This window comes from SAR202 cluster bacterium (genome assembly GCA_016872285.1).
Classification (GTDB): Bacteria; Chloroflexota; Dehalococcoidia; order Lucifugimonadales.
Genome location: VGZZ01000017.1, coordinates 1 through 26,956 on the forward strand (window position 1 = coordinate 1; position 26,956 = coordinate 26,956).

The 26,956-nt window shown below is 60.0% G+C and carries 20 protein-coding genes and 1 pseudogene; 7 read left to right on the forward strand and 14 right to left on the reverse strand.

All coding sequences use genetic code 11. The annotated features are described in order from the left end of the window. The 6 genes from hisB to FJ320_06225 form a co-directional block, all read right to left on the reverse strand. A partial coding sequence (gene hisB, locus FJ320_06200; GenBank protein MBM3925567.1) for an imidazoleglycerol-phosphate dehydratase HisB occupies positions 1-585 on the reverse strand: 585 nt, incomplete at its 3' end. Continuing rightward, positions 582-1,685, reverse strand: coding sequence for a histidinol-phosphate transaminase (gene hisC, locus FJ320_06205; GenBank protein ID MBM3925568.1), 1,104 nt, complete (start codon positions 1,683-1,685; stop codon positions 582-584). The genes hisC and hisB, both read right to left, overlap by 4 nt. A 440-nt stretch (positions 1,686-2,125) precedes the next feature. Beyond that, entirely contained in the window at positions 2,126-3,472 is a 1,347-nt protein-coding gene (gene hisD / locus FJ320_06210) for a histidinol dehydrogenase (protein ID MBM3925569.1), read from the reverse strand. A 149-nt stretch (positions 3,473-3,621) separates the two neighbouring features. Beyond that, positions 3,622-4,386, reverse strand: a complete 765-nt coding sequence (locus FJ320_06215; GenBank protein MBM3925570.1) for a zinc dependent phospholipase C family protein — start codon at positions 4,384-4,386, stop codon at positions 3,622-3,624. 385 nt (positions 4,387-4,771) lie between these two features. Then, on the reverse strand, positions 4,772-5,788 hold the full coding sequence (gene hisG / locus FJ320_06220) for an ATP phosphoribosyltransferase (protein MBM3925571.1): 1,017 nt from the start codon (positions 5,786-5,788) through the stop codon (positions 4,772-4,774). A gap of 379 nt (positions 5,789-6,167) precedes the next feature. Beyond that, positions 6,168-7,409, reverse strand: a complete 1,242-nt coding sequence (locus tag FJ320_06225) for a histidine--tRNA ligase family protein (protein ID MBM3925572.1) — start codon at positions 7,407-7,409, stop codon at positions 6,168-6,170. 136 nt (positions 7,410-7,545) lie between these two features. Between FJ320_06225 and FJ320_06230 the strand changes: the two genes are divergently transcribed. Beyond that, the gene (locus FJ320_06230) at positions 7,546-7,752 is read left to right on the forward strand and encodes a type II toxin-antitoxin system VapB family antitoxin (protein ID MBM3925573.1); all 207 of its coding nucleotides are present in this window, start codon (positions 7,546-7,548) and stop codon (positions 7,750-7,752) included. Next, a complete protein-coding gene (locus tag FJ320_06235) occupies positions 7,742-8,158 on the forward strand; it encodes a PIN domain nuclease (protein MBM3925574.1) in 417 nt (138 codons plus the stop codon). The genes FJ320_06230 and FJ320_06235 overlap by 11 nt, the downstream gene beginning before the upstream one ends. A 1,952-nt stretch (positions 8,159-10,110) precedes the next feature. Here the strand turns inward: FJ320_06235 and FJ320_06240 are convergent. Then, positions 10,111-10,236, reverse strand: a pseudogene (locus FJ320_06240) (peptidoglycan-binding protein). Positions 10,237-10,804: 568 nt separating this feature from the next. Here FJ320_06240 and FJ320_06245 point away from each other — a divergent pair. Then, complete coding sequence (locus FJ320_06245) at positions 10,805-12,292, forward strand: aspartate aminotransferase family protein (GenBank protein MBM3925575.1); 1,488 nt, start codon at positions 10,805-10,807, stop codon at positions 12,290-12,292. Positions 12,293-12,537: 245 nt separating this feature from the next. Here FJ320_06245 and FJ320_06250 read toward each other — a convergent pair whose 3' ends face one another. The 6 genes from FJ320_06250 to FJ320_06275 all read right to left on the reverse strand — a co-directional run bounded on the left by FJ320_06250 (position 12,538) and on the right by FJ320_06275 (position 20,703). Then, complete coding sequence (locus FJ320_06250) at positions 12,538-12,891, reverse strand: hypothetical protein (GenBank protein ID MBM3925576.1); 354 nt, start codon at positions 12,889-12,891, stop codon at positions 12,538-12,540. Positions 12,892-13,011: 120 nt separating this feature from the next. Next, a complete protein-coding gene (locus FJ320_06255; protein ID MBM3925577.1) occupies positions 13,012-13,413 on the reverse strand; it encodes a hypothetical protein in 402 nt (133 codons plus the stop codon). 324 nt (positions 13,414-13,737) lie between these two features. Continuing rightward, on the reverse strand, positions 13,738-14,445 hold the full coding sequence (locus tag FJ320_06260) for a hypothetical protein (GenBank protein MBM3925578.1): 708 nt from the start codon (positions 14,443-14,445) through the stop codon (positions 13,738-13,740). A 335-nt stretch (positions 14,446-14,780) separates the two neighbouring features. Then, entirely contained in the window at positions 14,781-16,556 is a 1,776-nt protein-coding gene (gene polX / locus FJ320_06265) for a DNA polymerase/3'-5' exonuclease PolX (protein ID MBM3925579.1), read from the reverse strand. 301 nt (positions 16,557-16,857) lie between these two features. Next, positions 16,858-19,560: a preprotein translocase subunit SecA gene (gene secA, locus FJ320_06270; protein ID MBM3925580.1), complete on the reverse strand. Its 2,703-nt coding sequence runs from the start codon at positions 19,558-19,560 to the stop codon at positions 16,858-16,860. 192 nt (positions 19,561-19,752) lie between these two features. After that, on the reverse strand, positions 19,753-20,703 hold the full coding sequence (locus FJ320_06275) for a ribose-phosphate pyrophosphokinase (protein MBM3925581.1): 951 nt from the start codon (positions 20,701-20,703) through the stop codon (positions 19,753-19,755). Between the two features lie 246 nt (positions 20,704-20,949). Between FJ320_06275 and FJ320_06280 the strand changes: the two genes are divergently transcribed. Next, entirely contained in the window at positions 20,950-21,279 is a 330-nt protein-coding gene (locus FJ320_06280; protein MBM3925582.1) for a hypothetical protein, read from the forward strand. A gap of 7 nt (positions 21,280-21,286) precedes the next feature. Here the strand turns inward: FJ320_06280 and FJ320_06285 are convergent, their stop codons facing one another. Next, positions 21,287-22,357: an ABC transporter substrate-binding protein gene (locus FJ320_06285; protein MBM3925583.1), complete on the reverse strand. Its 1,071-nt coding sequence runs from the start codon at positions 22,355-22,357 to the stop codon at positions 21,287-21,289. Positions 22,358-22,631: 274 nt separating this feature from the next. Here FJ320_06285 and FJ320_06290 point away from each other — a divergent pair, with 274 nt between their 5' ends. The 3 genes from FJ320_06290 (at position 22,632) to FJ320_06300 (ending at position 26,526) form a co-directional block, all read left to right on the forward strand. Continuing rightward, positions 22,632-24,011 (forward strand): HAMP domain-containing protein, encoded by a 1,380-nt coding sequence (locus tag FJ320_06290; protein ID MBM3925584.1) that lies wholly within the window; start codon positions 22,632-22,634, stop codon positions 24,009-24,011. Between the two features lie 3 nt (positions 24,012-24,014). Further along, positions 24,015-24,686, forward strand: coding sequence for a response regulator transcription factor (locus tag FJ320_06295; GenBank protein ID MBM3925585.1), 672 nt, complete (start codon positions 24,015-24,017; stop codon positions 24,684-24,686). Between the two features lie 556 nt (positions 24,687-25,242). Beyond that, positions 25,243-26,526, forward strand: a complete 1,284-nt coding sequence (locus tag FJ320_06300) for an adenylosuccinate synthase (protein ID MBM3925586.1) — start codon at positions 25,243-25,245, stop codon at positions 26,524-26,526. Positions 26,527-26,956 lie beyond the last annotated feature (430 nt).

Below are 26,956 nucleotides of genomic sequence, written 5' to 3' on the forward strand. Positions count from 1 at the left end.
CTTCGTGCTCGGCACGTCCCCCGGCGACCGCGGGTCCTCCTCCACCGCCATCCGCAGCGCCTTCGCCAGCGCCTTGAAAGTGCACTCCGCCTTGTGGTGCGCGTTCTGACCCGACAACACCTTGGCGTGAAGGTTGAACTTCCCCTCCAGCGCCATCGACTCTAGAAAGTGATGCACCATCTCCCCCGGCAGGCTCTCCGCCATCTGCCCGTCCAACTGCAAATCAACGCTGGCGTACCCCCGCCCGCTTAGGTCCACCGCCACCATCGCCAGGCTTTCGTCCAGCGGCACCAGCGCGTGCCCCATCCTCCGAATCCCCCGGCCCTCCCCCAGCGCGTCCTTAAACGCGCGGCCTAGCGCGATGCCGCAGTCCTCCACCAGGTGGTGCCACCCCACCTCCACGTCGCCCTTGGCCTGTAACGATATATCGATCAAGCTATGCCGGCTTATCTGCGACACCAGGTGGTCCAGCATCCCGTTCCCCGTGGACACCTGGTACTTCCCCTGCCCGTCCAGGTCCAGCGACAGGCTTATGCTGGTCTCGCGAGTCTTACGCTCCAGCTTGGCCGTGCGGTGCGACTTCACTTCCCCGCCACCGCCTCTCGAAGCGCCTTCACGAACCCGTCCGTCTCCCACCCCTGCCCCACGCTCACCCGCAGGCAGTCCGCCATGTCACCGTCCTGGTAGTAGCGCACGAACACGCCCTTCCTCGCCAGCGACTGGTATATCTCGACGCCCCGGCCCTTGGGCAGCCGCACCATCATGAAGTTGGCCTGCGACGGTATCGGCGTCACCCCGGGTATCTTCTTTATCAAATCGAACATCCGCTCCCGCTCTTTGATAACGGGCGTGATGCGGCTCATCAGCAGTTCCTTGTCCTCCAGCGACGCCTTCAGCGCCACCTCCGCCGCCACATTCATGTTGTACGGCGGCTTGATGGTCATCATCAGCTTGGCTATCTCCGGGTCCATGACCCCCATGCCCACCCGCAGCCCCGCCAGCCCCGCCCACTTACTGAAGGTCCTGAAAATAATCAGGTTGGGGTACTCGTCCAGTAGGCCGATGAAGCTCTGTCCGCAGTACTCGTAGTACGCCTCATCCACCACCACAATAACCCCCATCTCCAGCAGCGCCCGTATCTGCGACTCGCTGGGCGCGTTCCCCGTCGGATTGTTGGGATGCGCGATGAATATAATCTTAGTCTTCTTGTTCTTGGCTAACGCAATGGCCTCTACATCTAGCTCAAAGTTCTTGTCCCGCTTCACCGATATAACCTCTGCCGGTATCAATCGCGCCGAGAACCGATACATGCCAAAGGTCGGCACCGGCTCGATGATGTTGTCGCCTGGGCCAACGAATAATCGCATCACCAAATCGATCATCTCGTCGCTGCCGTTCCCCGCGACGATGCGCTCCTCCGGTGAGCCTGTGTACACCGCCAGCGCCTTCTTTATCTCCCGTTGCTGCGGGTCGGGGTATCGATTGTAGTTGCCGTAGCTGGCCAGTGCTTTCGCCACCTTCGGCGACGGCCCGTAGGAGTTCTCGTTGCCGTTCAGTCGAATAATCTTGTCCGGCGGTATGCCGGCGTCGGCGGCCATAGCCTCCAGCGACCGTATCCCGTCGTACCCCTTGGGCGTCTGAAGATGCGGCTGCACCATACCCTTGACGTTGACCTTTTTGTTCATGAATAATTTCTCCCTTAAGTACGCCTGGTTTCAATTGAGGTCGGAAAACGGCAAAACGAATCGTCGGCTAACAAGGATATCCCTTCTCCTCTTGTGATGGGTGTTGCTAGATGATATGTGACCAGTGTCCAGATTAGTTGCCGCTTATCATAACCGGGCCTCCCCTTTACCCCTTCTCCCCCTCGATGGGGGAGAACAGAAGAGAGGGTGAAACCCTGCCACCAACAATCCTTTATCACCTCCAGTAACCCCCTTTTCTTCTATACTCGCTATTGGAAGAACCGGTGATATCCATGCTTATGGGAGAAGGCGCGGGTCGAAGACTGGCCGTGGAGAGATGAGGGGTAAGCCCTGAAGATACACTCCATCTGGCAGACCAATCTAGCGTCACCTCCCCGTTCCTTCCCCTCTTAGATGGAAGGACTACATTTGCCATACGTTTATGAATCCTTTGCCTTGGGCGTTATTCGTCCCCTGGTATCTCTAATTCTCATCTCCATCGCCCGCGCGTGCGCCGTCAGCCCCTCCGCCCGCGCCATCCGCGCCGCCGCCTCGGCGATGCCGTCCATGTCCTCTTCTCGAAGCGCCACCACCGGCATAGTGCGCAGGAACTGCCGCACCCCCAGCGCCGACGAGAACCGCGCCGTCCCACCCGTCGGCATTACGTGGCTCGGCCCCGCAATGTAGTCCCCCGCCACCTCCGGCGACCAGTGCCCCAGGAACAGCCCGCCGGCGTTCCGCACCTTCCCCGCCCACTTCCACGGCTCCTCCACCACCAGGCACATATGCTCTGGCGCAACGTAGTTCGCCAATTCTATAGCCTCGTCTAAATCCTCCACCAGCGCCAGGCACCCGCCGTTGCTCACCGCCGACTCGGCTATCTGCCGACGCTCCAGCGACGCCGCCTGCTTCGACAGCTCCGCCTCCACCTCCGCCACCAACGCCAGCGAGTCCGTAATAAATATAGGCGACGCCATCGAGTCGTGCTCCGCCTGCGCCAGCAGGTCCGCCGCGCAGTGGTTAGCCTTTGCCGACCTGTCGGCCACTATAACGGTCTCCGTCGGTCCGTACAGCCCATCGATGCCCACGTCCCCATATACCATCTTTTTCGCCAGGGTCACAAAAATGTTCCCAGGGCCGCAGATTATGTCAACTTTCGGCACCGACGCCGTCCCGTAGGCCATGGCCCCGACCGCCTGCGCCCCCCCGATTCGAAATACCCTGTCCACCCCTGCCACCGACGACGCTGCCAGCACCACAGGGCTGGTGGTCGGGCTGCACAATATAACCTCTTTCACGCCCGCCACTCGCGCCGGCACCGCGCTCATCAACACCGTCGATGGATATGCCGCCGTCCCGCCCGGCGCGTACAGCCCCGCCCGCTCCAGCGGCACCAACCGCTCCCCCAGTCCCCGCTCTACGTCCATCCATCCCTTAGGCATGGCCGACTCGTGATAATCGCGAATCCGCTGCGCCGCCAGCCTCAGAGACGTCAGCAGTTCTTTATCCGTCTGCTCCAACGCCCATGAAATCTCGTCCTTCGATACCTCCAGCGAGTCCAGTTCAGTCTTGTCCAGCAGCCGGCTGTAGTGACGCACCGCCTCGTCCCCACCACTCCGCACGTCGTCCAGTATCCGCCGCACTGCCTCCTCCGGCCCCAACGCCTCGCCGAAGACCTCCCTGCTCCGCTCCTTCACCCTGTCAGTAATACGAGATAGGTCTAGCGTCCCTTTTCGCGCCAGGGCCTTTTTCCCCTCCTCCAGCCCTCGCACTACCCTAAGCTTCATCGAAAGTCCTGTTTCCTTGGGAGTGTCCCAAGCATGGTTTGTAAGCAAGGCCTCTTGGAATCCCCTCAGGTCCCTTCCCCCCTTGAGGGGGAAGGTTAGGATGGGGGGTCGGGGTCTTGGCGGGGACGCGTCTTTGATTAACGCCAACTTTAAGCAAGTGGTGCCTCACCCAGGTTCTCCTTGATCAGCCGCACTGACTCGCTCACGGACTTCTCGTTGAACTCCTTTATACGCTTCTTCGGCACCCGGCTATACACTCGATTCAAGTTGGTGTAGAGGCCCGATAGGAAGCTCTCCACCACCATCTGCGCCTCCTGGTCCTCTTTGTACATGCGACGCACCAGGAACGACAGCCTGCCCCACGAAAACGGCCTCCGCCCAAAATCGACTACCCACGCCCGCCACTGGGCCAGCGTTGGCGAGTCGATGAACCCGATGCTCACTCCATCATCCGACCCGTTCAGCATATCCAACACCGACTCTATACTCAGCACCTCTTCCCACGCCTGCCTGTCCAGGTCCAACTGCAGCGCCCTGTCCGAAACGTTGGCCTCGACTTCGCTGGGGAACTCCTCCCGATTTCCGAAGTGCGGCTGGTACACATGCGTAATCCACGTCTCGTCCGTCGTCAGGTGGCTGATATACCCCGCGATAAACGCGCGAGTCGCCGGGCTACGACGCATCGCCTCCTTCAGCCTCGGGTTGGCGATAAACATCCCCGCTGTGCCGTCGCCCACACCTTCCACTTCCAAAGGCGTGAAGTGCGTATAGTCGCGCTTCCATTTAGTCACCGCGCGAATGTCCGGCGTGGTGCACCCCAGCAAGAAACTCCCCTTGTGCGCCTCCACCATCGGGTCCTGCAGCGCCTCCAGAGTGCGTAACGCAAAGTTGAAATGTGTAGCTAAATTAGGCATGTTCACTTACTTCCATACCCACCATAGCACACTTCAAGCCCCCTGTCCTTTTGTAGGGGCGAGGTCGCCTCGCCCTTCTTCTCTACCCCTTCCCTCACTCGGCTGGGGAAGATTAGGAATGGGGCGCCCCTCTCAGGTCTCCTCTCCCTTGATGGGAGAGGATTTAAGGTGAGGGTGAAGCCCTGTGGACACATCACGTCCGTCAGGCGAGACCATACCCTCCATGATCTCTCACTTAGGTCCTCTTCCCTCCTGAGGTCGAGCTCCTTACCTAACATCAATCTGAGATCCCAATGCCAATCGGGAGGGAGAGTTAGACCTGTCCCGAGCCCGGTCGAAGGAGAGAGGAGTCGGGGTGGGGTAGGGCGGAAGTTGTTTTGCATCCCTACACCCCCAGCTTCCTCAGCAGCGCCTCGTACGCCGCGCACTGCTCCTTGAACATATACCCCAGCGGCGACACCGATATATCCGTCGCCCCCACGCTCCGCAGGTGGTCCGTCACCTCCAACATCCGCTCCCTGGATATCACCAGGTTCACGGTGTGCCACCCCTCGCCGTCCACATTATACACTCGCGACACCGTCGGCCCTCGAAAACCTGCCAGCTCCCGCTTCGTCAGTATCTTCGACGCCACGTCCTCCGCCGATTTCGCCCTCAAGTTAGCCGACAGCCGGTAGTACCCCCTCGATTGCAGATACCCCTCCATCATCTCCAGGATCGCTCGAGTCTGCCGCAGCGCCTGCGAGTTCTTTCGCAGCGTCGCCCGGTTCCCCACCAGGCACGCCTGCGCCGACAGCACCGTCCCGTCCTCCAACGGCCGCAGCCGGTTCTCTCGCAGCGTCTCCCCGCTGGCCGTCAGGTCGGCGATGAGGTCGGCGAAGCCCGCCGCCGGCGCCGCCTCGATGGCCCCGCTGGTCATGATAAGGTTGAAGTGGTTGATGCCGTGTTCCAGCAAGAACCGCCTCACCAGCCGATGAAATTTAGTCGCGATTCTCAATGGCCGGCCCTGCTGCCGAAACTCCAGCGCCACGTCCGCCAGATCGCTCATCGATGTCACGTCCAGCCATGCGTTGGGCACCGCCAGCACCAGGTCACACTGCCCGAACCCTAGGTCCTCCATAATCAGGATGGCGTCCCCGCCCTCCCGATGGTACTCCAAATACCTGTCCAGCCCCGTAATACCCAGGTCAGCGCTGGCCTCCTCAATTTTCGACGTCACGTCCGCCGCCCGCTGGAACAGCACCGTCGCGCCCTTTATCGTTGGAATAAAACCTGTATATCTACGCGAGCTTGGCCGCTTCACCGACAGGCTGCACGCCTTCATAAAATCGCGCGATGGCTCGTCCAGCGCGCCGTCGCTGGGCAGGATAAGCCGCAATCCGTTGCTTCCGTTATAGCTCATGCCCCCGACCCCGCCTTTGATTCTATTCGTTGCACAATGTTCCAGGCAGCGCCCGCAAATAAGGCCAGCGTCGGAGCCCCCTCTGGTCCCTTCCCTCCTTGAACGGCTTGTGCTAATTGAGGTGTGATGTATATCCAAGGGTTGCCTAGCACCGAGGAACTTCCTTCTCCCCTTGTGAGAGAAGGCGCAGGATGAGGGGTGAAACCCTGGAAGTACAATGCTTTATCAATGCCACTTGCCACCCTGCCTTCCTCCCTTCTCCTGCAATAAGCGGGGGAGGGACAAAGGATAGGGGTCCTCCCTTCCGTCTGGTCCTCTCCCCCCTTGAGGGGGAGAGTTAGAGAGAGTGGTCGGGGTGGAGTAGCGATGGGGCTTTGATTCATACCCCAGCCCTCTCCAGCACCCTGTCCAGCGTGTAGGCAAACCCCAGCGCCGCCAGGTCCCGACTGCCACCCATCGCCCTCGCCAGCCCGTCGTACCGCCCGCCTCCGCCCAAAGAGGCTTCGCCCTTCGAGTCCATAATCTCAAATACAATCCCCGTGTAATACGCGATACCCCGCGCCAGACCTAAATCAAGCGTAACCTCGGCGCCACCCAGCTCCTCCTTCTCCACCAGCGACATCACCAACTCCAGCCGCTCCACCGATTCCATCGGCAGCTTGTTTGACGAAAACAGCACCCTGGCCTGCTTCAACGCCTTCCCCGGCTCCCCTCGAATCCCCGCCAGCTTCGACGAAAGCTCCAACGCCTTCTCCAGCCGCTTCGGGTCCTCCCCTCCTTGCAGCTTCCGCATCAGCCGCTCCGATATCTCGTCCGGCTGCCGCTGCCCCAGCGCCCCCGGTTCCTCCCGCTGTAGCAGGCTGCTGATCAACGCCTTAGACGGCGCTTCCGACAGTCCCTCGGGGAGCGGGCCGAGCGCAGCGAGTCCTGAGCGAAGTCCGTACTCGGACGTAGTCGAAGGATCTAATTCCTTTAACACCGTCTTACCGTTCCCCAACAACCGAAATCTCCTCGCCCGCTCCATCGCCGCCTCCAGCCCCTTGCCGCCCTCCCTAAGCAGCCCCACCTGGCTCAATACAAATACTCGCGCCCGCTCGCTCAACTTCTGGCTCTCCAGCAGCGCGTTGAATAACGACAGGTCCCCCAATACCAGCCGCACCTTCCCCACGCCCATCGACGCCAGCCCTTGGCACGCCAGCCCCAGCACCTCGCTGTCCGCCTCCGGCTCCCCTGACCCGATAAGCTCCACCCCTGCCTGGTTGAACTGTCGATATGCCTTCGAATCGTCGCTGTATCGAAACACCGGCCCAGCGTACTGCACCCGCACCGGCAGCTTCGGCATTCGCTCCCTCTCAATGAGCGAACGCACTATCGACGACGTGTACTCCGGCCGCAGGCTGACCTGGTTGCCCCCCGGGTCCGTAAACGAGTACATCTGCGACGCCATCTCCCCGCCGCCCTTCCTAAAGAACAGCTCCGTCGGCTCCAAAATGGGCGTCTCCATCAGCGCGTACCCGCGCTTGGCAAAAAGGCGTGTCAGCTTGGCCTGGGCCTCATTCAGCGCCGCCCACGACTCCTGCGGCATGTCCCGCATCCCAGGCAGTTTCCGTAATTTTTCCATGGCTTGAAGTGTAGATTGTACATCCGTACGCAATCACGCTTCAACCAAAGAATCTGCGAACTCATCCCCCCAGGTTGATGGAGACATGTGATGCCGTATATTATTATGCATATCCAGTATGTATAAATGAGGTGCTATCGTGAGGCGCACCGTTGTGATTGACGATAAGCTGCTTGATGAGGCGCGACGGGTTCTGGGTACCAGAGGCATCCGCGAGACCATCGAGGTCGGACTTAGACAAGCCATCCGTCGCCAGCGCCTGGAAGAGCTGCGCCGCTCGTTGGGTAAGGTGGAGCTGGACCTGACCTCCGAAGAACTGGCGAGGCTAAGGGATGAACGCTGAGCGCTACCTGGTGGACACATCTGTGTGGCTAGAGGTGCTGCCGCCCGACAGGGGAACTGGCGCCCTTCGACAGCGAATCGATGAACTCCTGGCGGCAGACCGCGTGGCGACGACGGGCATGATTAGGCTGGAGCTCCTGGGAGGCGCGCGAACCCAAGAGGAATGGCGGCGTCTGCGTGACCTCCTCTCAGCCCTTCACCTCTTACCTGTGGATGAGGACCACTGGGATGAGGCGTCCCAATTGGGTTTCCGACTCCGAAGGCAAGGAATTGCTGTTCCTTTTACTGACCTGCTCGTTGGAGCAGTCGCCATGCGGGACGGGGCCGTAGTGCTTCATCGCGACCGCCACTTCGATCTAATGGCGGCGCATGTCTCCTTAAAGGTGGAAAGCCGGGTTACGATGTGAGATGTGCTCAGGGCTAGGCAGATAACACCTTCGCCAGGTGGCGGTCATGCTCTGCTGCCAAATCCCTGTAACCTGAATGAGACCGCCCAGCCTCCGCCATAGCTCGGCGTTGCTTCTGCTCCTCATCCACAGCGCCGCCACTTTTGATGACATAGTCGGCGCCCTCCCTGATGAACTCCGTTACCGAGACCCCCCGCCTACGGGCAGCTCTTTCAGTTGCTGCATCTGCGATTCGGTAAGCTATACCTGTGTACGGATCATAATATACCCCTGGATATCGATGTTATCACTTTTTACCATAATGATGTCACTTAGTGCGCCGTCACGCTTCAACCAAAAGCGGCCCGCAGAAGGGCCAAGTGAATCGATTCTTGTCCGCGGTAACATATCTAACTTTATTCCAGCCTTAGAAACCCCATTGCTCAGCGGGCTTCGGCAGTCCGCAGGTTTAGGTCGGCCTATCCAGGGCCGACCTCGACCCTGATTTCGATCCGCACCCGTCCGGCTACGGGGTTAGCGTTGCGAGGCCCCGTACACGTACCGCAAGAATAATCGTCGACCACCGCAGTTCCACGAGGGACCACATCACTTGTACCGGTCGCCCGAACGCTCGGGGCGCAGCCCTGTTGTCTAATGACAATACGCGATTCCGACGACTGTGTAGCAATGCTACATCCTATAGTAAATGGGGTGCCAAAGGTTTGGGGGCTGACAAAGACCTCAAGTCCCAGCGAGAACAGTTCCGCCCGGTTGGCATCCATATCGGAATCGAGGACGAATCGCCATGTTGTTGAATTCGTTCTCTCGCTAGTAAGGCTCCCTTGGATGGCGCATGTTGTTCCGCCTGCTTGGAGCGTCTCTTCGATCTGGTCAATGGTGGGAGATGAAGGAACTGCTGATGCGACTTGGGTGGCCCTGTTAGTGATCTGTCGGCTCGTGCCAGAGCATCCCAATGTGAGCCGTACCTGGCTTATTTGCCCGGCAGTTGAAGTTGCCGTCGGCGTAGCCGTTGGCGTCGGCGTCGCGCTCTGCCTTCGCTCGCAAATGCTTCGCAGCAACAAATCAACTATCCCCGCACACGGACCCGGCCCCTCCACCTTGATCGATACCTCCCGGCACACGAAGTCGCCCCTTAGGTCCACCGCGCAGACCACGAACCGATAGGTCTTCCCCGCTGTACTCTTGTGAGGCGTGCCCGTCAGTTGTCCGTCCTTCCCGAGATACATACCGAACGGGGGGAATCCGCCCACGGTGCCCAGTTGGAAGTGGTAGGGAGGACTTCCTCCCGACGGGTTCCGAGCGGTTGTGCCGGGCGGCGGACACTGGGTAGTGAAACCAATTGTCGGAGGGTCGCAGAAGGAGAAGGGCGGCAGGTTATAAGGTTTACCAGCGACTGCAGGTACCAGCGTCGCAGGCGTGTTGAACTGGAACTTGGGTGTGCCTGTAGTCACAGTCATCGTCGGCCCCGGCGGCGCATTCTGGTCAATTATGGCAACTTGAAGCTCGGCCAGCCCAGTCAAAACCTCGAGGACGTCGTCATCTTCCACCTTGCCAGGGTCGAATTGTACGAAAAAGTGGATCAGTACGGTTCGATACGCAATGGATAATTCTACCTGTCGCCCACTTCCATCACTATAGGTCTGGCCACAGGCGCGGGCCGCCTCTCCCACCGTCCGCGATAGCGAAAGTTGCTTCACCTTATCCAGGGAGGACCCTGTGCAACCCCGTTTCACTAGATCCAGCGCCGCTTTCGCTGGTTCATCACGTGTTTCATAGGTAAAGACAGTCAGACTGAAAGTCCTATACCCGTCGGAACCGGAATTTCTCAGTTGGCGGATAAAGCCGCCTGCTGCAAATGTCTCATCCTCAACTGTAAGCGTGTAGCCGGGTAGGGGAAACTGCTCGAACGTCATTAGCAGTTCGCCGGACGGCTTGATGATGGGATTTATTTTGGGCGTCGGCGTTGGCTCTGGCGTCGCCGTCGGCGTAGGCACTCGTGTGGGTGTCGCCGTTACCGTGACTTTAGGCGTCGGCGTGGCCGTGCTGCTCACAGGACGGGTCGTCGGCGTCGGGGTGGCCTGCAGTTGCTGAAGGATATCCTGGTTAAGCGCGGCGGCTGTCTTCCCCCCCATCGGGGCAATCGAAACTGGCCGAGGCGAAAATCACTGTCGATGGATCGTTTAGATCATGCCTTGTGACAAACAGGTCCCCATGCAGCGATTCCACGTGCGCTTCAGCAACTCTCTCCCAGATCCCACTCCATTCCGTTCTGTCGGGCTCGCCCATTCCCCTCGCTAAGGGCCGGCCTGGACGACCTCTCGATGTATCTAGAGTTAATTGCCGCCATTCCTTCGCCGCGACTCCATCAAACTCAAACTCGTCATCTCCGCCATTAAGGCGGAAATATATGTTGACTCCCTGGCCGACCTCGCTGGCCGTAGCCATGCCGCCCGCGGCAACCCTGATTGTAGTGGATTTCTCGCCCTCGTACGTTAGCGTACAGGCGGCTATCTCAACAGATGCGTAACGCCGCACCAGTTGAAAGTCCGTTGTAGCGGTTGGGGTCGACTGCGGCGCGGCCGACTGGCAGGCAGCCGCCACCACAATTAAGACCAGCAGCATACCAACCCACGAAAACATTGTCCGATGTTACCACACCTTGCTAGTAACCCGCTTTGCAGCCTCTTAATTATTCTCTCTCCCCTTGCCCCCTCCCCTCCCTTCCCCGATAATGGCCCCACCCAAGACCCCTCCCCAACAACCACCCAGGAGGCCCCCATGACCAGCAAGCGCAACCAGCAGATCATCGCCGACGCCAAGGACCACCTCTGGCTCGGCCACATGCAAGTCCGCGACCACGACGACCCTACCCCCATGGGCATCATGGCCAAAGGCGAGGGCTGTTATATCATCGATGCCGACGGCAAGCGCTACCTGGACGTCACCGGCGGCTCCCACTGCTGCGGCATCGGCCACGGGCGAAAAGAGATCGCTGACGCCGTCTATAAGCAAATGCTTAATCTCGAGTTCGCCAGCTCCGGCATCCTCCCCTTCGTCAGCGAGGCCACCGCCAAGCTCTCCAAAAAAATCGCCGACCTGGCCCCCGGCGACCTTCAAAAGGTCTATTACACCCTCTCCGGCTCGGAAGCCGTGGAAGCCTCCCTGAAAATCGTGCGGCAGTACCACGCCCAGAACGGCAGCCCCAAAAAGTACAAAGTCCTCTACCGAGACTACTCCCACCACGGCTACACCTGGGGCGCCATGAGCGTCAGCGGCGACCCCGCCATCCGCTCCAACGTCTTCGAGCCGACTATCCCCATGGGCGTCGTCGTCCCCGAAGGCAACCCCTATCGATGCCTCTACTGCACCGGCAAGTGCAACATGGGCTGCTTCAAGGCCATCGAAAAGACTGTTAAGTACGAAGACCCCGCCTCCATAGCTGCCTTCATCGTCGAGCCCATCGCCAAGGGCGCCCTCATCCCCCGCGACGACTTCTGGCCCTCCGTCCGCGAACTCTGCGACAAGAACGATATCCTCCTCATCACCGATGAGGTGGTCACCGCCTTTGGCCGCACCGGCGCCTGGTTCGGCGGCGACCACTGGGGCCTCATCCCCGACCTCATGGTCCTGGGCAAGACCCTGGGCGGCGGCTACCAGCCCGTCGGCGCCGTAGTCACCACCATGGACGTCTATGAACGCTTCCTCGGCAGCCCCGACAAGACATTAGTCCAGGCCCACACCCTCGGCGGCCACCCCGTCGTCTCCACCGCCGCCCTTACCAACCTGGAAATCATTGAGCGCGAAAATCTAGTCGAGCGCGCCGCCAAGATGGGGCCTTATCTAAAGACCCAGCTGGAGACCCTCAAAGAACACCCCGTCGTCGGCGAGGTTACATCCATCGGCCTGCTGGCCGGCATCCAGCTGGTGAAGGACAAGAAGACCCGGGAACCCCTGGGCGGCAAAGAGGTGGGCAAAAAGCTCACTCGATTTATGGTCGACCAGGGCCTCTACCAGCGATGCGGCGGCTCCGTCCTCTTTATCCACCCGCCCCTCACCATCACCAAAGAGGACATCGACTTCATGGTCGCCGCCTTCGACAAGACCCTCACCTACGCCGAGCGTGAGCTTATCTAGTCTAGGACTAGTTGCTCTTTCCGACGCTCTCCCGGCTCCCTTCCCCCTTGAGATGCCGCTTGTCATGGCTCGGCCCTTCTTTTACCCTTTCTCCCCCTTGATGGGGGAGAATAGAAGAGAGGGTGAAACCCTAGCGCCACGACCCTTTATCACTTCTAGTAGCCTCTGTTTTCTTCTCCCCTTAATACTGGGAGAATCAGCACCAGGCATTTGTGGGGATTAAGGTGAGGTCTCTATCCCCAGAGTTACCTGTTCTCCGCCAGCGCCGCGTCCAGCTCCTGGAACATCGCTATCAACGCGCCGTCCGAAAGGCGGGCAAGGTCCGGGCCGGTATCAAACTTGGTCGGGCCGCCCGGGGCGTTATTCTCCGCCCACTGGTGCTGCGGCCCCTCGTTCAAATACTCGTCAATGTCCTCCAGCCCGGCCCCCATCCTCTCCACCGTCAGACCGTCCGTCCAGTAACGCCACCTGTACAGAGGCTTGGGAACTATCGTCGAGGCGGTCCCATCCTCCAGCGAATCATAATAGGAGCGTAGAATAGTCAGGACCGCCTCTAACTCCTTTGTCTGAACGTCAATCTCCGCCGAGTAGACTTCCATCTTCCACCCCCTTAGATTCTTCTTATCCGCCTCACTACTTCTCTCTTCTGTTCGGGGCGGACCTCGTCCGGCGCGTACCTTCGAGTTGGCTGAGCATCCGGCTTCGTCTCTGGCGTCGTCCTAACTGGGGTCATCGGATTGGCTGGCATAAGTAACCTCCATGGCTTCAGGGAGGCCTAGTTGTGGTATGTCCTTCACGTGTGTCGCTAGATTGAACTCCAGAATCGCGTTGTAAAGTTTCGACTTGATCGAAAACCCTTCCGCCACCTCTGATTTCCCAACCCGGTCAAAGATGCTGATAACTTCTCTAAACAGCCAGCAGTCTTTGTGGGTCAGCGCAAGCTCAATCGGTTTATCTTCTTTGGCCGAGATCAGAGCATGTCCAATCTGCAGGGCCATCTTTACCAGGTCGTCATCTGTTATGGGTGGAACGCCGAGTACTGTGCGGGGGGCGTTATAGGAAATGACTCTCTCTAAAAGCAACAACTCGTTAATGCTGAACTGAATTGTTTTGGTATCCATCCTGGGTACCTGCCTTTGTCGTTAGCTGTTAATCAGTCCTCACCTGAAACCTTTTAGAATTCACTTTGCGAGTAGGCTGTGCTGCCTTGGGGGTATAAATTTATTAAAGCACCCAAATACTAGGTTTGCCAGTAAAAAATCCTTAAAACTGCCTGGTAGGGCAAAAATTAGGTCATACAGACTAAGAAACTTATGAGGTGCGGATGACTATTTAGGATGTGCTGCTTCTAGTCCCATTGGTTTTCGGCAGAGGAAATCGTGCCTGACCGTGCCTTCTATACCCTCGCCAAGCCCTTTCTCCGCCGCCTCCCAACCCCACAACCCTCAGAACGGCGCCGTCTCTCCCCTCAACTCCTTCAGTTTTATCAACGCCTTCCGCGTGTCGCTGGCCACCCGCGCCGGGTCCCAGTACTGCATTCGATGCTTAAATAGCCAGTACGTGAACTCTTTCATCTGTGTCAGGCTGAAGGACACCCGCGACGCATGTCCCTTCTCCTTCCGAAACCGCCGCATCAAGCTATCCCTGGAGTCCGCATACAACCGCTGGAACGGTTCCTCCCCCAGGTCGTCCCCCACCACCCGCCCTGACCCCCGCATCTCCTTCCGCACCTCCTCCTCCACCGCCTGCTGAAGCGCCTCCTCCACCACCACACCGTACCAGTAATTCAGCGCCCCCCGGTACTTGTTGTATCCCAGGATGCGGCGCATCTCCTTCTCACTGGTCCCCATTGGCAGCCGCCCGCGAAACAGCAGCTCCTCCACCGCCTCCTGAGGCGCCAGCCCGTTCACTCCGTCCAGCAAACGCTCCGCCAGAAGCAGCCAGTCGAAGGCCTCCTCCGCTATCACATATCGATATATCCGCCCCTCCCGCTCTTCCTCCGGTGTCGTCCACATTCCCATCGACTCCAGCAGCGCCTCATGCCACGGCCGCCCCATCCGAAGCTCATTCTTGAAATGCGACAACGCCGGCGCCTCCACGGTCGCCAGCGCCTCCATCGAATTTGTTACCGCGGCGTAGGTCTGGTTCTCCATAAGCCCTAATTTTACCAGTTACTGCTTCCCCAAGTTGATCGAGACGATGTTGTGCCAAAGCTGCTGAACTGCCTCAGTCCAATGTAAGAAACCGCCCCGACGCAATCGGTGGTGGTGAGTCGGGGGGTTTCCCTCTGGTTCCCCTTCTTCTCCTATTGCAAAGGTGAAGAAGGGGCTAGAGCCTGCCCTGAGCTTGTCGAAGGGGGATGATGAGGTGACCCTACTAATTCTTCCCCTTCCAGCAGGCTGTACTCAGTCCCGATGCAGTCGGGAAAGGGGCCAGGGGATGGTATACCGCTTAAGCATTGGCGACATCTTGTGGCTTAGGAGCCGCCCTAACCGCCCAGCCTCTGGTTAAACACCCTCATCCTCTCCGGCTTCGGCGTCTTGATAAACGCCATGAAATCTTCCAGCGGCAGCGTGTTCAAAATATGCCGCGCCTCGCACCACCACCGGCGCGCCACCGCCACGCCGTACCGCAGCTTCTCCAGGCTTCCCGTCGAATGCGAGTCCGTGCTGATGACCAGCGGCGCCCCCAACTCTTTCGCCCGCATCACATGCGTGTCGTTCAAGTCCAGCCGCTCCGGCGACGCGTTTATCTCCATGGCCGTCCCCGTCTCCACCGCCGCCCTGAACAACGCCTCCATGTCCGCCTGCACCGGCTCCCTGCTCCCCAGCAATCGAGTCGTCGGATGGCCTATGACCGTCACGTGCGGGTTGCGCATGGCCTTGATAATGCGCTCCGTCATCTTCTCAGACGACTGCCCCATAGCTGAATGCACCGATGCCACCACCACGTCCAACTCCGCCAGCACCTCGTCTGGGTAGTCCAACGTCCCGTCGGCCCTGATGTCCACCTCCGACCCGCACAGCACCTTCATCGCCATCCCTCTCATCGACCGCAGTATCCCTATCTGCGACCTCAGCCGCTCCTCCGTCAGCCCATTGGCGATGCCTCTCCCCGATGAGTGGTCCGTCAGCGCCACGTATTGATATCCCGCTTCCTCCGCCGCCTCCAGCATCACTTCAATCGGCGCGCGGCCGTCGCTCCAATCGCTGTGCATGTGCAGGTCCCCCCGAATGTCCCCCACCTCCACCAGTCGAGGCAGCGCGTGACGCCGCGCCAGTTCAATCTCTCCCCTCGCATGTCGAATCTCTGGCGTCGGCGTGTCCATCCCCAGCCGGCGATAGAACGCCTCCTCCTCGGTGAATTTCTCCATCCTCCCCGTTTTCATATCCGTAATACCGTACTCGCTCAAAGACAGGCCCATGCTGTTGGCGTAGTCCCTCAACTGAATATTGTGCTGCCTGTCCCCCGTGAAGTGCTGCAGCATCGCCCCAAAGGACTCTTTGTCGATAATCCGAAGGTCCACTTGCAGGCCGTTGTCCAGTATCACGCTGGTCTTCTTGACACCCTTGCCCAGCACTCGTGTCACGTACGGCAGGCCCACAAAGGCCTTCACCGCCTGCTCCGGGTCATCGGTAGTAGCCATCATGTCGATGTCCCCCACCGTCTCCTGCCACCGCCGCACGCTGCCGCCCGGCGTTATCTTCTCCAGGGCCGGGCATCGTTCCCGCAAGTCGGCCATAATACGCTCTACCACAGGCATCGCCCGCCCCAGCGGGATGCGTCTATCCTTGGTGCGAAGCGTGCGAATGTTCCGCAGTATGTTCTCCGCCGTCTTCTCGCCCATCCGGGGCAGTTTCTGCAGCCTCCCATCCGCGATGGCCTTCTCCACCCCCTCCACCGTCGATACCCCCGCCTCCCTCGCGATGAGCATCGCCGTCTTGGGCCCAATGCCCGGAACGTTCATCAACTGCAGCACCCCGTCCGGCATCTCCGCCTTCAGCTTTTCCAGCGCTGACACCCGCCCGGTAGTGACGTACTCGTGTATCTTCCCCCGAATCGCCTCCCCAATCCCAGGCAGCCCCTTCAGCTCCTCCCCCGCCGCCACCGCCTCCTCCAGCGACCCCGGCAGCCCTTCGATGACGCGCGCCGCCCTCTGGTAAGCCCGAATCTTGAAAATACTGTCGCCTTTGGCTTCCAGCAGCCCCGCCATCTCATCAAAGACCCCGGCTATCTCCTGATTAGATACACCTTTGGTCTTCACTGGCTCAACTCTCCTACATGTCCGGTGCTAGCTGAGGTCTGATTTTCATGAACGGGATCAGCAGCGCTAAGAAAACTATATCTCCGCTCGAAAGCCGGGTGCTAACCGAGGGTTGAAGTCTATGATAGGGCTGACCGCCTCCGAGAAAATCCCTTCTCCCCTGGAGCCTGCCCTGAGCCTGGTCGAAGGGCCGAAGGAATAAGGGGTGAAACCCTGGCACTACAAGACACACATTAGAGCCACCTGCCATCGTCGTTTCATCCCCAATTGGTATAAGGGCAAGCGACCGAACCAGCCCTCTCTAGGCCGCTCCATGGCAGCGCTTGTACTTCTTGCCGCTGCCGCAATAGCACGGGTCGTTCCGCCCTATCTTCGTCGCCGTCACCGCCACCGACTCCTTCCGCGCCATCGCTGCCATAGGGCTTTGCTGCGGACGGCTTCCGCCCTGAAGCCTCTTCGCCTTCGACTCGCCGTCCGCCAGGGGCGCGCCCTGAGCCTTCCCGTCCGTCTCCTCCGTTTCCTCCGGGCCCGGAGCCTGCTTCAAATACACTCGATAGATGCTGTGCACCACGTCATGCCGCATCCTGGATAGCAGCTCGTCGTACATCTTCCGACCCTCAGTCCTGTACACCGTCAGCGGGTCCCGCTGCGCATAAGCCTGGAGGCCTACGCCCTGCCGCAGCCGCTCCATGTTGGTCAAATGCTGCACCCAGTGCAGGTCCAGAGACCTCAGCATCACCAGCCGCTCCAGCACCCGCATAGACTCCGCCCCCTGCTCCTGCTCCCGCTGGGCGTACATTGCCTCACTATGCGCCCACAGCTTATCTTTAATCTCCTGCGGGCTGAGCCGCGTCACCTGCTCCTTGGTCGAAAGGTCCTGCGGCGGCGGCATTATGCCGTTGATCTCCTGGATGAACCCCTCCGCGTTCCAGTCCTCCGGCTCATTGGCCGACAGGTGACTGCTCACCAGCTCCTCAATGGCGTCCTTGACCATAGTCATCACCGCTTCACGAAAGTCCGTGCCGCCCAATATCTTCTTCCGTTCGGCGTAAATATGGGCGCGCTGCTGATTTAGGACGTCATCATATTCCAGCAGGTGCTTCCGTATCTCGAAATGGTATCCCTCCACCTTGCTCTGCGCGCTGCCAATGAGCTTGCCGATCATGCCGCTCTCCAGCGGGTCGTCCGGGCTTATCCCCGCCCACTTGGAGACGCTCTGCATCATATTCTTCGCCCGTTCGCCCCCGAACCGGCGGATTATCTCGTCCTCCATCGACGCGTAGAACTGGGTGGAGCCCTGATCCCCCTGGCGTCCCGACCGTCCCCTTAGCTGGTTGTCGATGCGCCGCGCTTCGTGGTGCTCCGTCCCCACCACATGAAGCCCCCCCATCTCCACAATCCTTTTGTGGTCCTGTTCCCACTGCTCCTTCGTCATATCCGGGACCGCCGATAGGTTCCCCCCCAGGATAATGTCGGTGCCCCGGCCTGCCATGTTAGTGGACACCGTCACCGTGCCGGGGCGGCCCGCCTGCGCCACTATCTGCGCCTCCCGCTCGTGGTTCTTGGCGTTCAGCACCTCGTGCTTGATGCCCTTGCGCCGTAGCAGCTCGCTCAGCCGCTCCGACTTCTCCACCGACGTAGTCCCCACCAGTACCGGCCTCCCCTGCTTGTGCATCTCCTCAATCTCGCCCACGACTGCTTTCCACTTGGCCTGCTCCGTCTGGAAGATCAGGTCAGAGCTGTCCTTGCGAATCATCGGCACGTTGGTGGGAATCGGCACTACGTCCAGGCGGTATATCTTCAGGAACTCCTCCGCCTCTGTGAGGGCCGTTCCCGTCATGCCCGCCAGTTTCTTGTACATGCGAAAATAGTTCTGCAGCGTTATGGTGGCGTAGGTCACGCTCTCCCGCTGCACCTTCAGCCCCTCCTTCGCCTCCACCGCCTGGTGCAGCCCATCCGACCAGCGCCGCCCCGGCTGCAACCGTCCCGTGAACTCGTCGACTATGATTACCTCGCCGTCCTTCACCACGTACTCGCGGTCCTTCAGATACGTAACATGGACCTTGACCGCGTTCTCCAGGTACTGCACCAGATGGAAGTTCTCCGGCGCGTACAGGTTCTCCACCTTCAGCCACCCCTCCAGCTTATCGACTCCCTCCTCGGTAATCGATATCGCCCGCGTTTTCTCATCGATGGTGAAATCGTCTTCGTGCTTCAGCCTCGGCGCCAGCTGGGCCATAGTGTAATAAAGCTGCACCGGCTCCTGGGCCGGGCCGCTGATAATAAGCGGCGTCCGCGCCTCATCGACCAGGATGTTGTCCACCTCGTCGACGATGGCGTAGTTCAGCTCCGCCTGCACCTGCCGGCTCAAGTCCAGCGCCATGTTGTCTCGCAGATAGTCGAAGCCGAACTCGTTGTTGGTGCCGTAGGTGATGTCCGCCCGGTAGGCCTCGTGTCTGGTCACCGGCCTCAAGCTGAGATAGCTCGGATTGCCGTCCTTTACCGACGGGTCGTACATAAACGACGAATCGTGCTGCAAGCACCCCACTGATATGCCCAGCATGTGATAAATAGGTCCCATCCAAACAGGGTCGCGGCGGGCCAGGTAGTCGTTCACCGTCACTACGTGGACGCCCTTCCCCATCAGCGCATTCAGATAGCTGGGCAGCGTCGCCACCAGCGTTTTCCCCTCACCCGTTTTCATCTCTGCGATGTTCCCACTGTGCAGCACCGCCCCGCCGATAAGCTGCACGTCGTAGTGGCGCTGGCCTATGGTACGCTTCGCCGCCTCGCGAACGGCGGCAAAGGCATCGTGCATAATATCTTCTAAATCGTGGCCCTGAGTGAGACGCTTCTTGAACCATTCCGTCTTGCCCCTGAGCTCCTCGCTCGTCAGCTTCTCGTACTCAGGCTCCAGGTCGTTGATGCGCTGTACCAGGCCCTTGTATTTCTTGACTATGCGGTCCTGGGGCGTCCCCATGACCTTTTCTAGAATTTTAACCATGGTCTCCTATGGGTCCTATCGGCTTGGAGGTGCGGCAAGCTGGTTTTGAATCAAGGCCCTATCCCTGTCCCCTGTCTGGTTCTCTCCCCCCTTGAGGCCTGTCCTGAGCCTGGTCGAAGGAGGGAGAGCTAGAGCGGGGGGGTCGGGGTAGGGCGGGGAGTTGCTGCCACCATCTCCAAGCACTAGTTTTTCCTACTGGAACAGAGCGCCCACTGACTCCCCTCTATGTATCCGGCTGATGGCCTCCCCCAAAAGGGGCGCCACCGACAGGACAGTTATCTTCCCGTTCCGCCGCTTGTTGTCCAGAGGCACCGTGTCCGTCACCACAAATTCACGTATCTCGCTCTTTACGATTCTATCAGTCGCCGGCCCCGAAAATATGGGGTGCGTCACGCACGAGTATATCTCCTTGGCGCCCCGGGCCTTCAGCGCCTCCACCGCCGCCAGCGTTGATCCCCCCGTGTCTATCTCATCGTCGAAAGTTATCACGTTCTTATTCTTCACATCGCCGATGACGTTCAGGCTCTGCGCCATCGAATTATTCCCGTCCCGCCGCTTTTCGATGATCGCCAGCGGGCAGCCCAGCCGCTCCGCCACGTCCCGCGCCCTCTTGCTTATGCCGATGTCTATGGCCACCACCACCAGGTCTTCGATAGCTTTATCCCTGAAATAGCTCACCAGCAGCGGCAGGGCCGTCAGTTCGTCCACCGGTATGTTAAAGAACCCCTGTATCTGGCCGGCGTGCAGGTCCACCGTCAAAAGCCGGTCCGCCCCCGCCGCCGTCAGCAAGTCCGCCACCAGCCTTGCCGTTATAGGTACACGGGGCTGGTCTTTCTTGTCCGTTCGCGAATACCCGTAGTACGGCACCACCGCCGTTATTCGCCCCGCCGACGCCCGCTTCGCGGCGTCGATCATTATCAGCAGCTCCATTATGTGGTCGTTCACGGGAGTGCATGTTGGCTGCACTATAAATACGTCCCGTTCCCTAATATTGTTCAGTATCTTAACGAAGGTGTTGTCGTTCGTGAACTTGAACACCTCCGCCTGGCCCTGGGGTATGCCCAGGTAGCGGCAGATGTTTCTCGACAGCTCCGGGTGGGCGTTCCCGCTCAGTACACAAAGCTCTTCGCTTAAAGAAACCATTAAGCTAATCCCCCGTTAGCTCGCAATTTAGATATAAACTCCCCTTATCCAAATGTGCCGTACCCATTGGGATTATACACTGGCGCGGATACCGTGGGGTAGTCCAAAGCTGTAGTCGCTAGAATGCCTTCCGCGTCGATATCATCATGGTCTCCCTGTGCAGCCCCTCATGGAGAAGTTACAATTTATTTATCAGCTTTCTCATGTGTCATGCGGAGTGGATGGGATTTAGAGGGGGTTATACACATGCAAAGTTCCGAAGGTCTATCGCCGTCAGCCCGTGAATCATTGCAAAGCCGTCTCGAAGCTCAGCGTCAAGAACTTGAGCGGCAGGCGGAATCCCATACCCGCGCCAACCCTCCAGACCAGCGCCTTCGCGACGTCAACGCCGCCCTCAAGCGCCTGGAAGTCGGCACCTACGGCGTGTGCTTCGACTGCGCAAAGCCTATCCCCCAACCCACCCTCGATGCTGACCCCCTGGCCATCCGTGACACCGAATGCCTGCAAGCCTATGAGGCCATTGGAAAGGACCAGGCCGCCGGCGCTATCGTTTCGCCTGCACGGCCTGGTCTGTAAACGCAAGCTAGGGTCTGCTGGCTGCCGCCTCCTTGGCAAACTGTAGCGCGACGTAGTCCGCCAGGTTAACCTTGCTCAAATCCGGAGGTGTCTGGCTCTCCGGAAACAGCTTGTGTGCAATCTCAATGCCCTCCACGGAGACCTCCGGCGTCTGAGGCACGGCTGGCTCATAGATGGCGACGATAGTCTCCACCAGTTGCCGGTCACGGCCAGGGACGGCCTGCAGAACAGCCTCCACCGCCGCCTTCTGGTCTGAGTGCGCCAGCCGCTGCGCCCGCAGAATCGCCCTCGTCATAGCCGCCAGGGCCTCAGGCTTGGCTCCGACATAATTTCGAGTAGTGACCATCGAATGTATCTGCCGGCCTGATATTTCCGGGACCTCTCCCTTGGACTGATTAACTAGGATCACCGCGTCCTGCTGCACCAACGCCTTCTCCAAAAATGGCGTGTGAGCGTACAAGGCGTCCACCCGTTTATCCCCAAACGCCTGGTTCTGCTCCTCGCCATGAATGACCACCATCTCAATGTCCTTGTCCACATCCAGCCCCACCGACGCAAATAGCGCCCGCAGTCTGGTCGGCGGTCCGGGCGCTACACGCACCTTCAGCCCCTTGATCCCCTGCAGCCGCTCCTCCAGGGGCGCTGTGGGCGACAGCTTATGCGCCTCAAGGATATCTTTGCGCACGATAAGATTGATCTGATCGTTTGTAAGCAGATTCGCGAAGACAACTACTGGCTGTTGCTGTCCAATTAGGTTCAAATACATAGGTGGCGGCATGACAGCCACGTCCGCCCTTCCTTGAAGCAGCATTTGGGGTGCGCCTTGCGGGACCGGCGGCGTCACCAATTGGACGTCCAGCCTTCCTCCTTGAAAAGGCCCGCGCCCAGGGCCACCCAGAAGCTCACAAACTGCAAGTTGTCCAAGGTGGGGACCATCACCCGCACCGTGGTAAGGGCGGCCGGCGCCGGCTGAGTCGCCGTCGCTGTGGGCGATGGCACGGCGGTGGGCGACGGCGCAGACGTCGCTGCGGGTGGAAGTGTGGCGGTCGCCGTGGGGCTGGGCTCGGCCCCTCCGCACCCTGCGAGAAGAAAAGCGCCCGCAATGCTGATAATAAACAGCGCTAAAGACTTCATGACTCCTCCTGTTTCGCTAGCTCTTGCGGAGATTGACCATAGGCTATTGGCGCTTCTTCGGGCCGTCAGGAGGCCGCGAACCCTTTTTACCAGAGGAAAGAGTCCCTAGACCATCAGGAACCTTTAAGTCCATACTGTTGGGCGCCAAGCCGGGAGTCCCGTTCTGCCAGGGCCTCCAGTCCCTCGGTTGACGCTGGAACATAGAGTATCCTTACGCCATGAGGAAGTCCGCAATGCTTTCGCGAATGCTGGACCGCCAAAGGTGGGTGCTGCTAATTGCTTTAGGCTTCGTCGCAGGCGCGGTGGCCCTGTACGCCTTCTACGGCCTGCGGGCTGCGACGCCGCTTCTGGCCGTCGCCCTCATTCTTCTGGCCCTCAAGCTGGGCGCCGGAGGGCTGGCCCAGCTGAGCGCCCGCGCTCCACTGAGCCTCCGATGGAAGGTTTCGGGCACCATCTTCCTGATGCTAGGTATCTTCCTGGCGGTCTCCATCGCCGGCCTCGCCGCCATTAACTACACCCATAGCGAAATCCATGACATTCAAGGATTCCGCGACATATCGGTGCAGCCCGTGATAGCCCGCATCCTGGAGGACACGCAGGGTCCCCAGGGCGAACTGCTCAGGCAAATGCAGGCCCGAAACGGACGGATGTCCGCCGCCCTTGATGACTTGGAGAACACCCAGCACGGCATCCTCGCCTGGACACCTTGGATCGTTTTCGCGGGCGGTCTCATCGCGGTTGGCCTTGGCGCCGCCCTCTCCTCCTCCCTCGTCCGCCCCCTCGAAAGGATGGGCGAGGCGACCCGCAGGATCGCCGGCGGCAACTTCTCCCAACCCGTTCACGTGCCAAATCGAGACGAGGTAGGCGAGTTGGCCCAAAGCCTCAACAACGCGGCCCAAGACCTGGGCCGCCTCCAAGCGGCCCTCCTGGCAGAAGAACGCGCTCGGTCCCTCCAGGAGCGTATCGCCCAGGCCACCTTGGCCCAGGAGGAGGAGCGACGGCGTATCTCCCGCGAACTGCACGATGGCCTGGGCCCTTCCCTGGCGGACCTGGGCAACCGCCTCACCGTCTGCCGGCAGTTAGTCCGCTCCGACCCCTTAAAAGCGGAAACCGGCCTGGATGAGGCCGCCATCCTGCTGCGGGGCCACATCGGACAGATTCGGGAGCTTATCAACCAGCTCAGGCCCTTAACCCTGGACCAGTTGGGACTGATTGGCGCCCTCCGTCAATACATTGACCGATTCAGCGAAGAGTCCGGAATTCAAGCCTCCCTTACAGTAGCGGGCGCTATCCCCGCGGACTCTCTGACCGAGGTGACCATATACCGTGTGGTGCAGGAAAGCCTGACCAACGTGCGAAAGCACGCCCAGGCCAGGACCGCCCGGGTATCCCTTCGCGGCTCCGACGGCAATGTCGAAATCATCGTGTCCGACGACGGCCAGGGCTTCGATGCGGAAAAGGCCGCCGTATCTAAAGCTAAAGGCATTGGCCTCGCCAGTATGCGGGAGCGGGCGGAACTGGTCGGCGGCGCCTTTACAATTAATAGCAGCCCCGGCGGCGGATGTCAGACCGTCCTCCGCATCCCGGCTAGAAGGTAAGCCTTGGACGTTATACGCATTCTGGTGGCCGATGACCACACCCTCTTCCGCAAGGGCCTTCGCTCGCTGCTGGAGAGCATGTTCGGCTTGGAGGTGGTGGGGGAAGCGACGGCTGGCCCGGAGGCTGTGGCCCTGGCTGAAAAGCTTGTTCCTGACGTTGTGCTAATGGATATAAAGATGCCCGGCCTCAGCGGCATTGAGGCCACCAAGCAGATAATTCAAGAAAACTCGCACATCGGCATCATCCTGGTGACCATGTTTGACGACGCGGAGTCCGTCTACTCCGGTATGCGGGCGGGCGCGCGAGGATACGTTCTAAAGGGCGCCGAACCCCAGGAGCTGCGGCACGCCATTGAGGCCGCCTACCGTGGCGAGGTCCTTTTGAACCCTGCCATTGCCTCCAAGCTGCTGCGCCGCTTCCACCCCGCCGACCAGCCTCGCCAGGCCGGCATCCCCTACGAGGAGCTTACCCCCAGAGAGCTGGAAGTCCTCCGGCTGGCCGCCGAAGGGCTGAGCAACAAAGAGATCGCCCACAAGCTGGTACTCAGCGAAAAGACTATAAAAAACCGAATCAGCAACATCTTCGCTAAGCTCCGCGTCAACGACAGGACCCAGGCCGTCCTCCACGCCCTCCGCACCGGCCTCGTCCGCCTCCCCGACGAAAACCCCAGCTAACCCTCCGCTTACTACGTCTCCCGCCTCGTCATTCCAACAGAGGATAAAGTCCAGTCCCTTCCTTATGGGGTGGGGTTAGGGTGGTGAAAAGTCATTTCGCCCCGCCTCAGGCGGGAGAAACCTCAGCGTGCCGTCCGCTGACGACCCCTCACTTCAGCATCCACGCCCTCCCCCAAACGTCGGCTAACGTATTCCGAGAGTAGGCAGTAAAATAGTCCTGTCATCCTGAGCACAGCCCGTACTAGGACGTAGTCGAAGGATCTGCGCCCATAGACTGGCCTCACATGGTCCCTTTCTTCTGGTCTCCTCTCCCCTGATGGGAGAGGATAAAAGGTGAGGGTGAAGCCCTAGCACTACGTTCCGTCCGTCAGGCTAAACCACACCCCCACCTGGCCCTCTCCGCTCCTCCCTTCCCCCGCGGGAAGCGGGGGAAGGATAAAGGATGGGGGTCGGAGATGAGGCGGGGGCCTCCCCTCCCTAGCGCCTTCCCTCCCCTTTTGTTATACTCCCCCTTGGGCGCCTCTCGGTGCCACTTTCTTTGTTTGCGGGGACTCAGATGCCGGCTTACGGACTCATCGGCGGTCAGTGGGGCGACGAAGGTAAAGGCAAGGTCGTCGACTACCTGGCCAACCAGACCCACTGGGTCGTCCGCTACTCCGGCGGCAACAACGCCGGCCACACCGTCATCAACGAAAAAGGCTCCTTCTCCCTCCACCTCGTCCCCTCAGGCGTCTTCCGCCCCAACGTCTCCTGCGTTATCGGCAACGGCGTCGTCGTAGACCCCGACGTCCTCCTCCACGAGCTCGCCCAGCTCGAAGACCGCGGCGTCGACACCTCCCGCGTCTACGTCAGCGACCGCGCCCACCTCATCATGCCCTACCACATCCTCATCGACGGCCTGGAAGAGGCCTCGCGGGGCAAAAGCGCCATCGGCACCACCAAAAAGGGCGTCGGCCCCGCCTATGTCGATAAAGCCGCCCGCACCGGCATTCGCGCCGGCGAGCTCCTCGACCTCAAAGCACTCATCCCCCGCCTCAAGACCGTGGTCGAGGCCAAGAACGCTGTCCTCACCAAGCTCTACGACGCCCCTCCCATCTCCTTAGCCGAACTCTCCAACAAGTGCGTCTCCTGGGCCGACCAGCTTAAAGACCTCCTTCGCCCCACCGAGCTTGTTCTTCAAGAAGCCCTGGTTAAAAAGGAAAACATCCTCCTGGAAGGCGCCCAGGGCGCGCTCCTGGACATGGACCACGGCACCTACCCCTACGTCACCTCCTCCTCCTCCTCCATCGGCGGCGCCCTCACCGGCCTCGGCTTCGGCCCCTCCCACATCAAAGGCGTCATCGGCGTCTTCAAGGCCTACTGCACGCGAGTCGGCGGCGGCCCCTTCCCCAGCGAGATGACCGACAACACCGCCCATATCCTCCGAGAGCGCGCCTGGGAGTACGGCACCACCACCGGCCGCGCCCGCCGCATCGGCTGGTTCGACGCCATCGCCGCCCGCTACTCCAACAATATCAACGGCCTCACCTCCCTGGTTCTCACGCGCCTGGACGTTCTCGACGGCTTCAACCCTGTGAAAATATGCGTCGGCTATAAGGTCGACGGCCAGACCCTCGACCACTTCCCTGCCAGCGTCGATCTCCTGGCGCGATGCCAGCCCGTCTACGATGAGATGTCCGGCTGGGACAAGCCCACCGCCGGCGCTACCGACATCGCCCAGCTCCCTGAACAGGCCCTCAACTACGTCCGCCGCCTGGAAAAACTCATCGGCACCCCCTTCCACATGATCTCCACCGGCCCCCACCGCAACGAGACCATCCCCCTCAAACCCCTCATCTAACCCCCCGTCTCTTTCTCTGTCATTCCAGCGAAAGCTGGAATCCAGTGCCTCCTCTTCTATTGCTGGGTAGCAGGGTAGGGTGATACGTCATTTCGACCCGCCTCTGGCGGGAGAAACCTCAACAGCCCGTCCGCCGCCATCACGCTCCATCTCGGACAAGTCACGTCCCACACTGCACCTTCCCATCTGGCCCTTCCTCTTCTCCTATTGCAAAGGAGAAGAGGGAGATGGAGGGTGATGAGGTGATCCTTATTTCCTTCCCCTTCCAGCAGGAAGGGGACACAGGGGATGGTATCCCGACTAAAAAGTGGTTTTAGGCTGAAGGCTAGGCCTTGACTAGGAGTCTCTCTTCCCTAGTCCTTTCGCATAATCTCCCCTAATTCCCTCCCCTCGCCATGGAACCTTCCCCCTTTTCCCGCCGTCCTTTCTA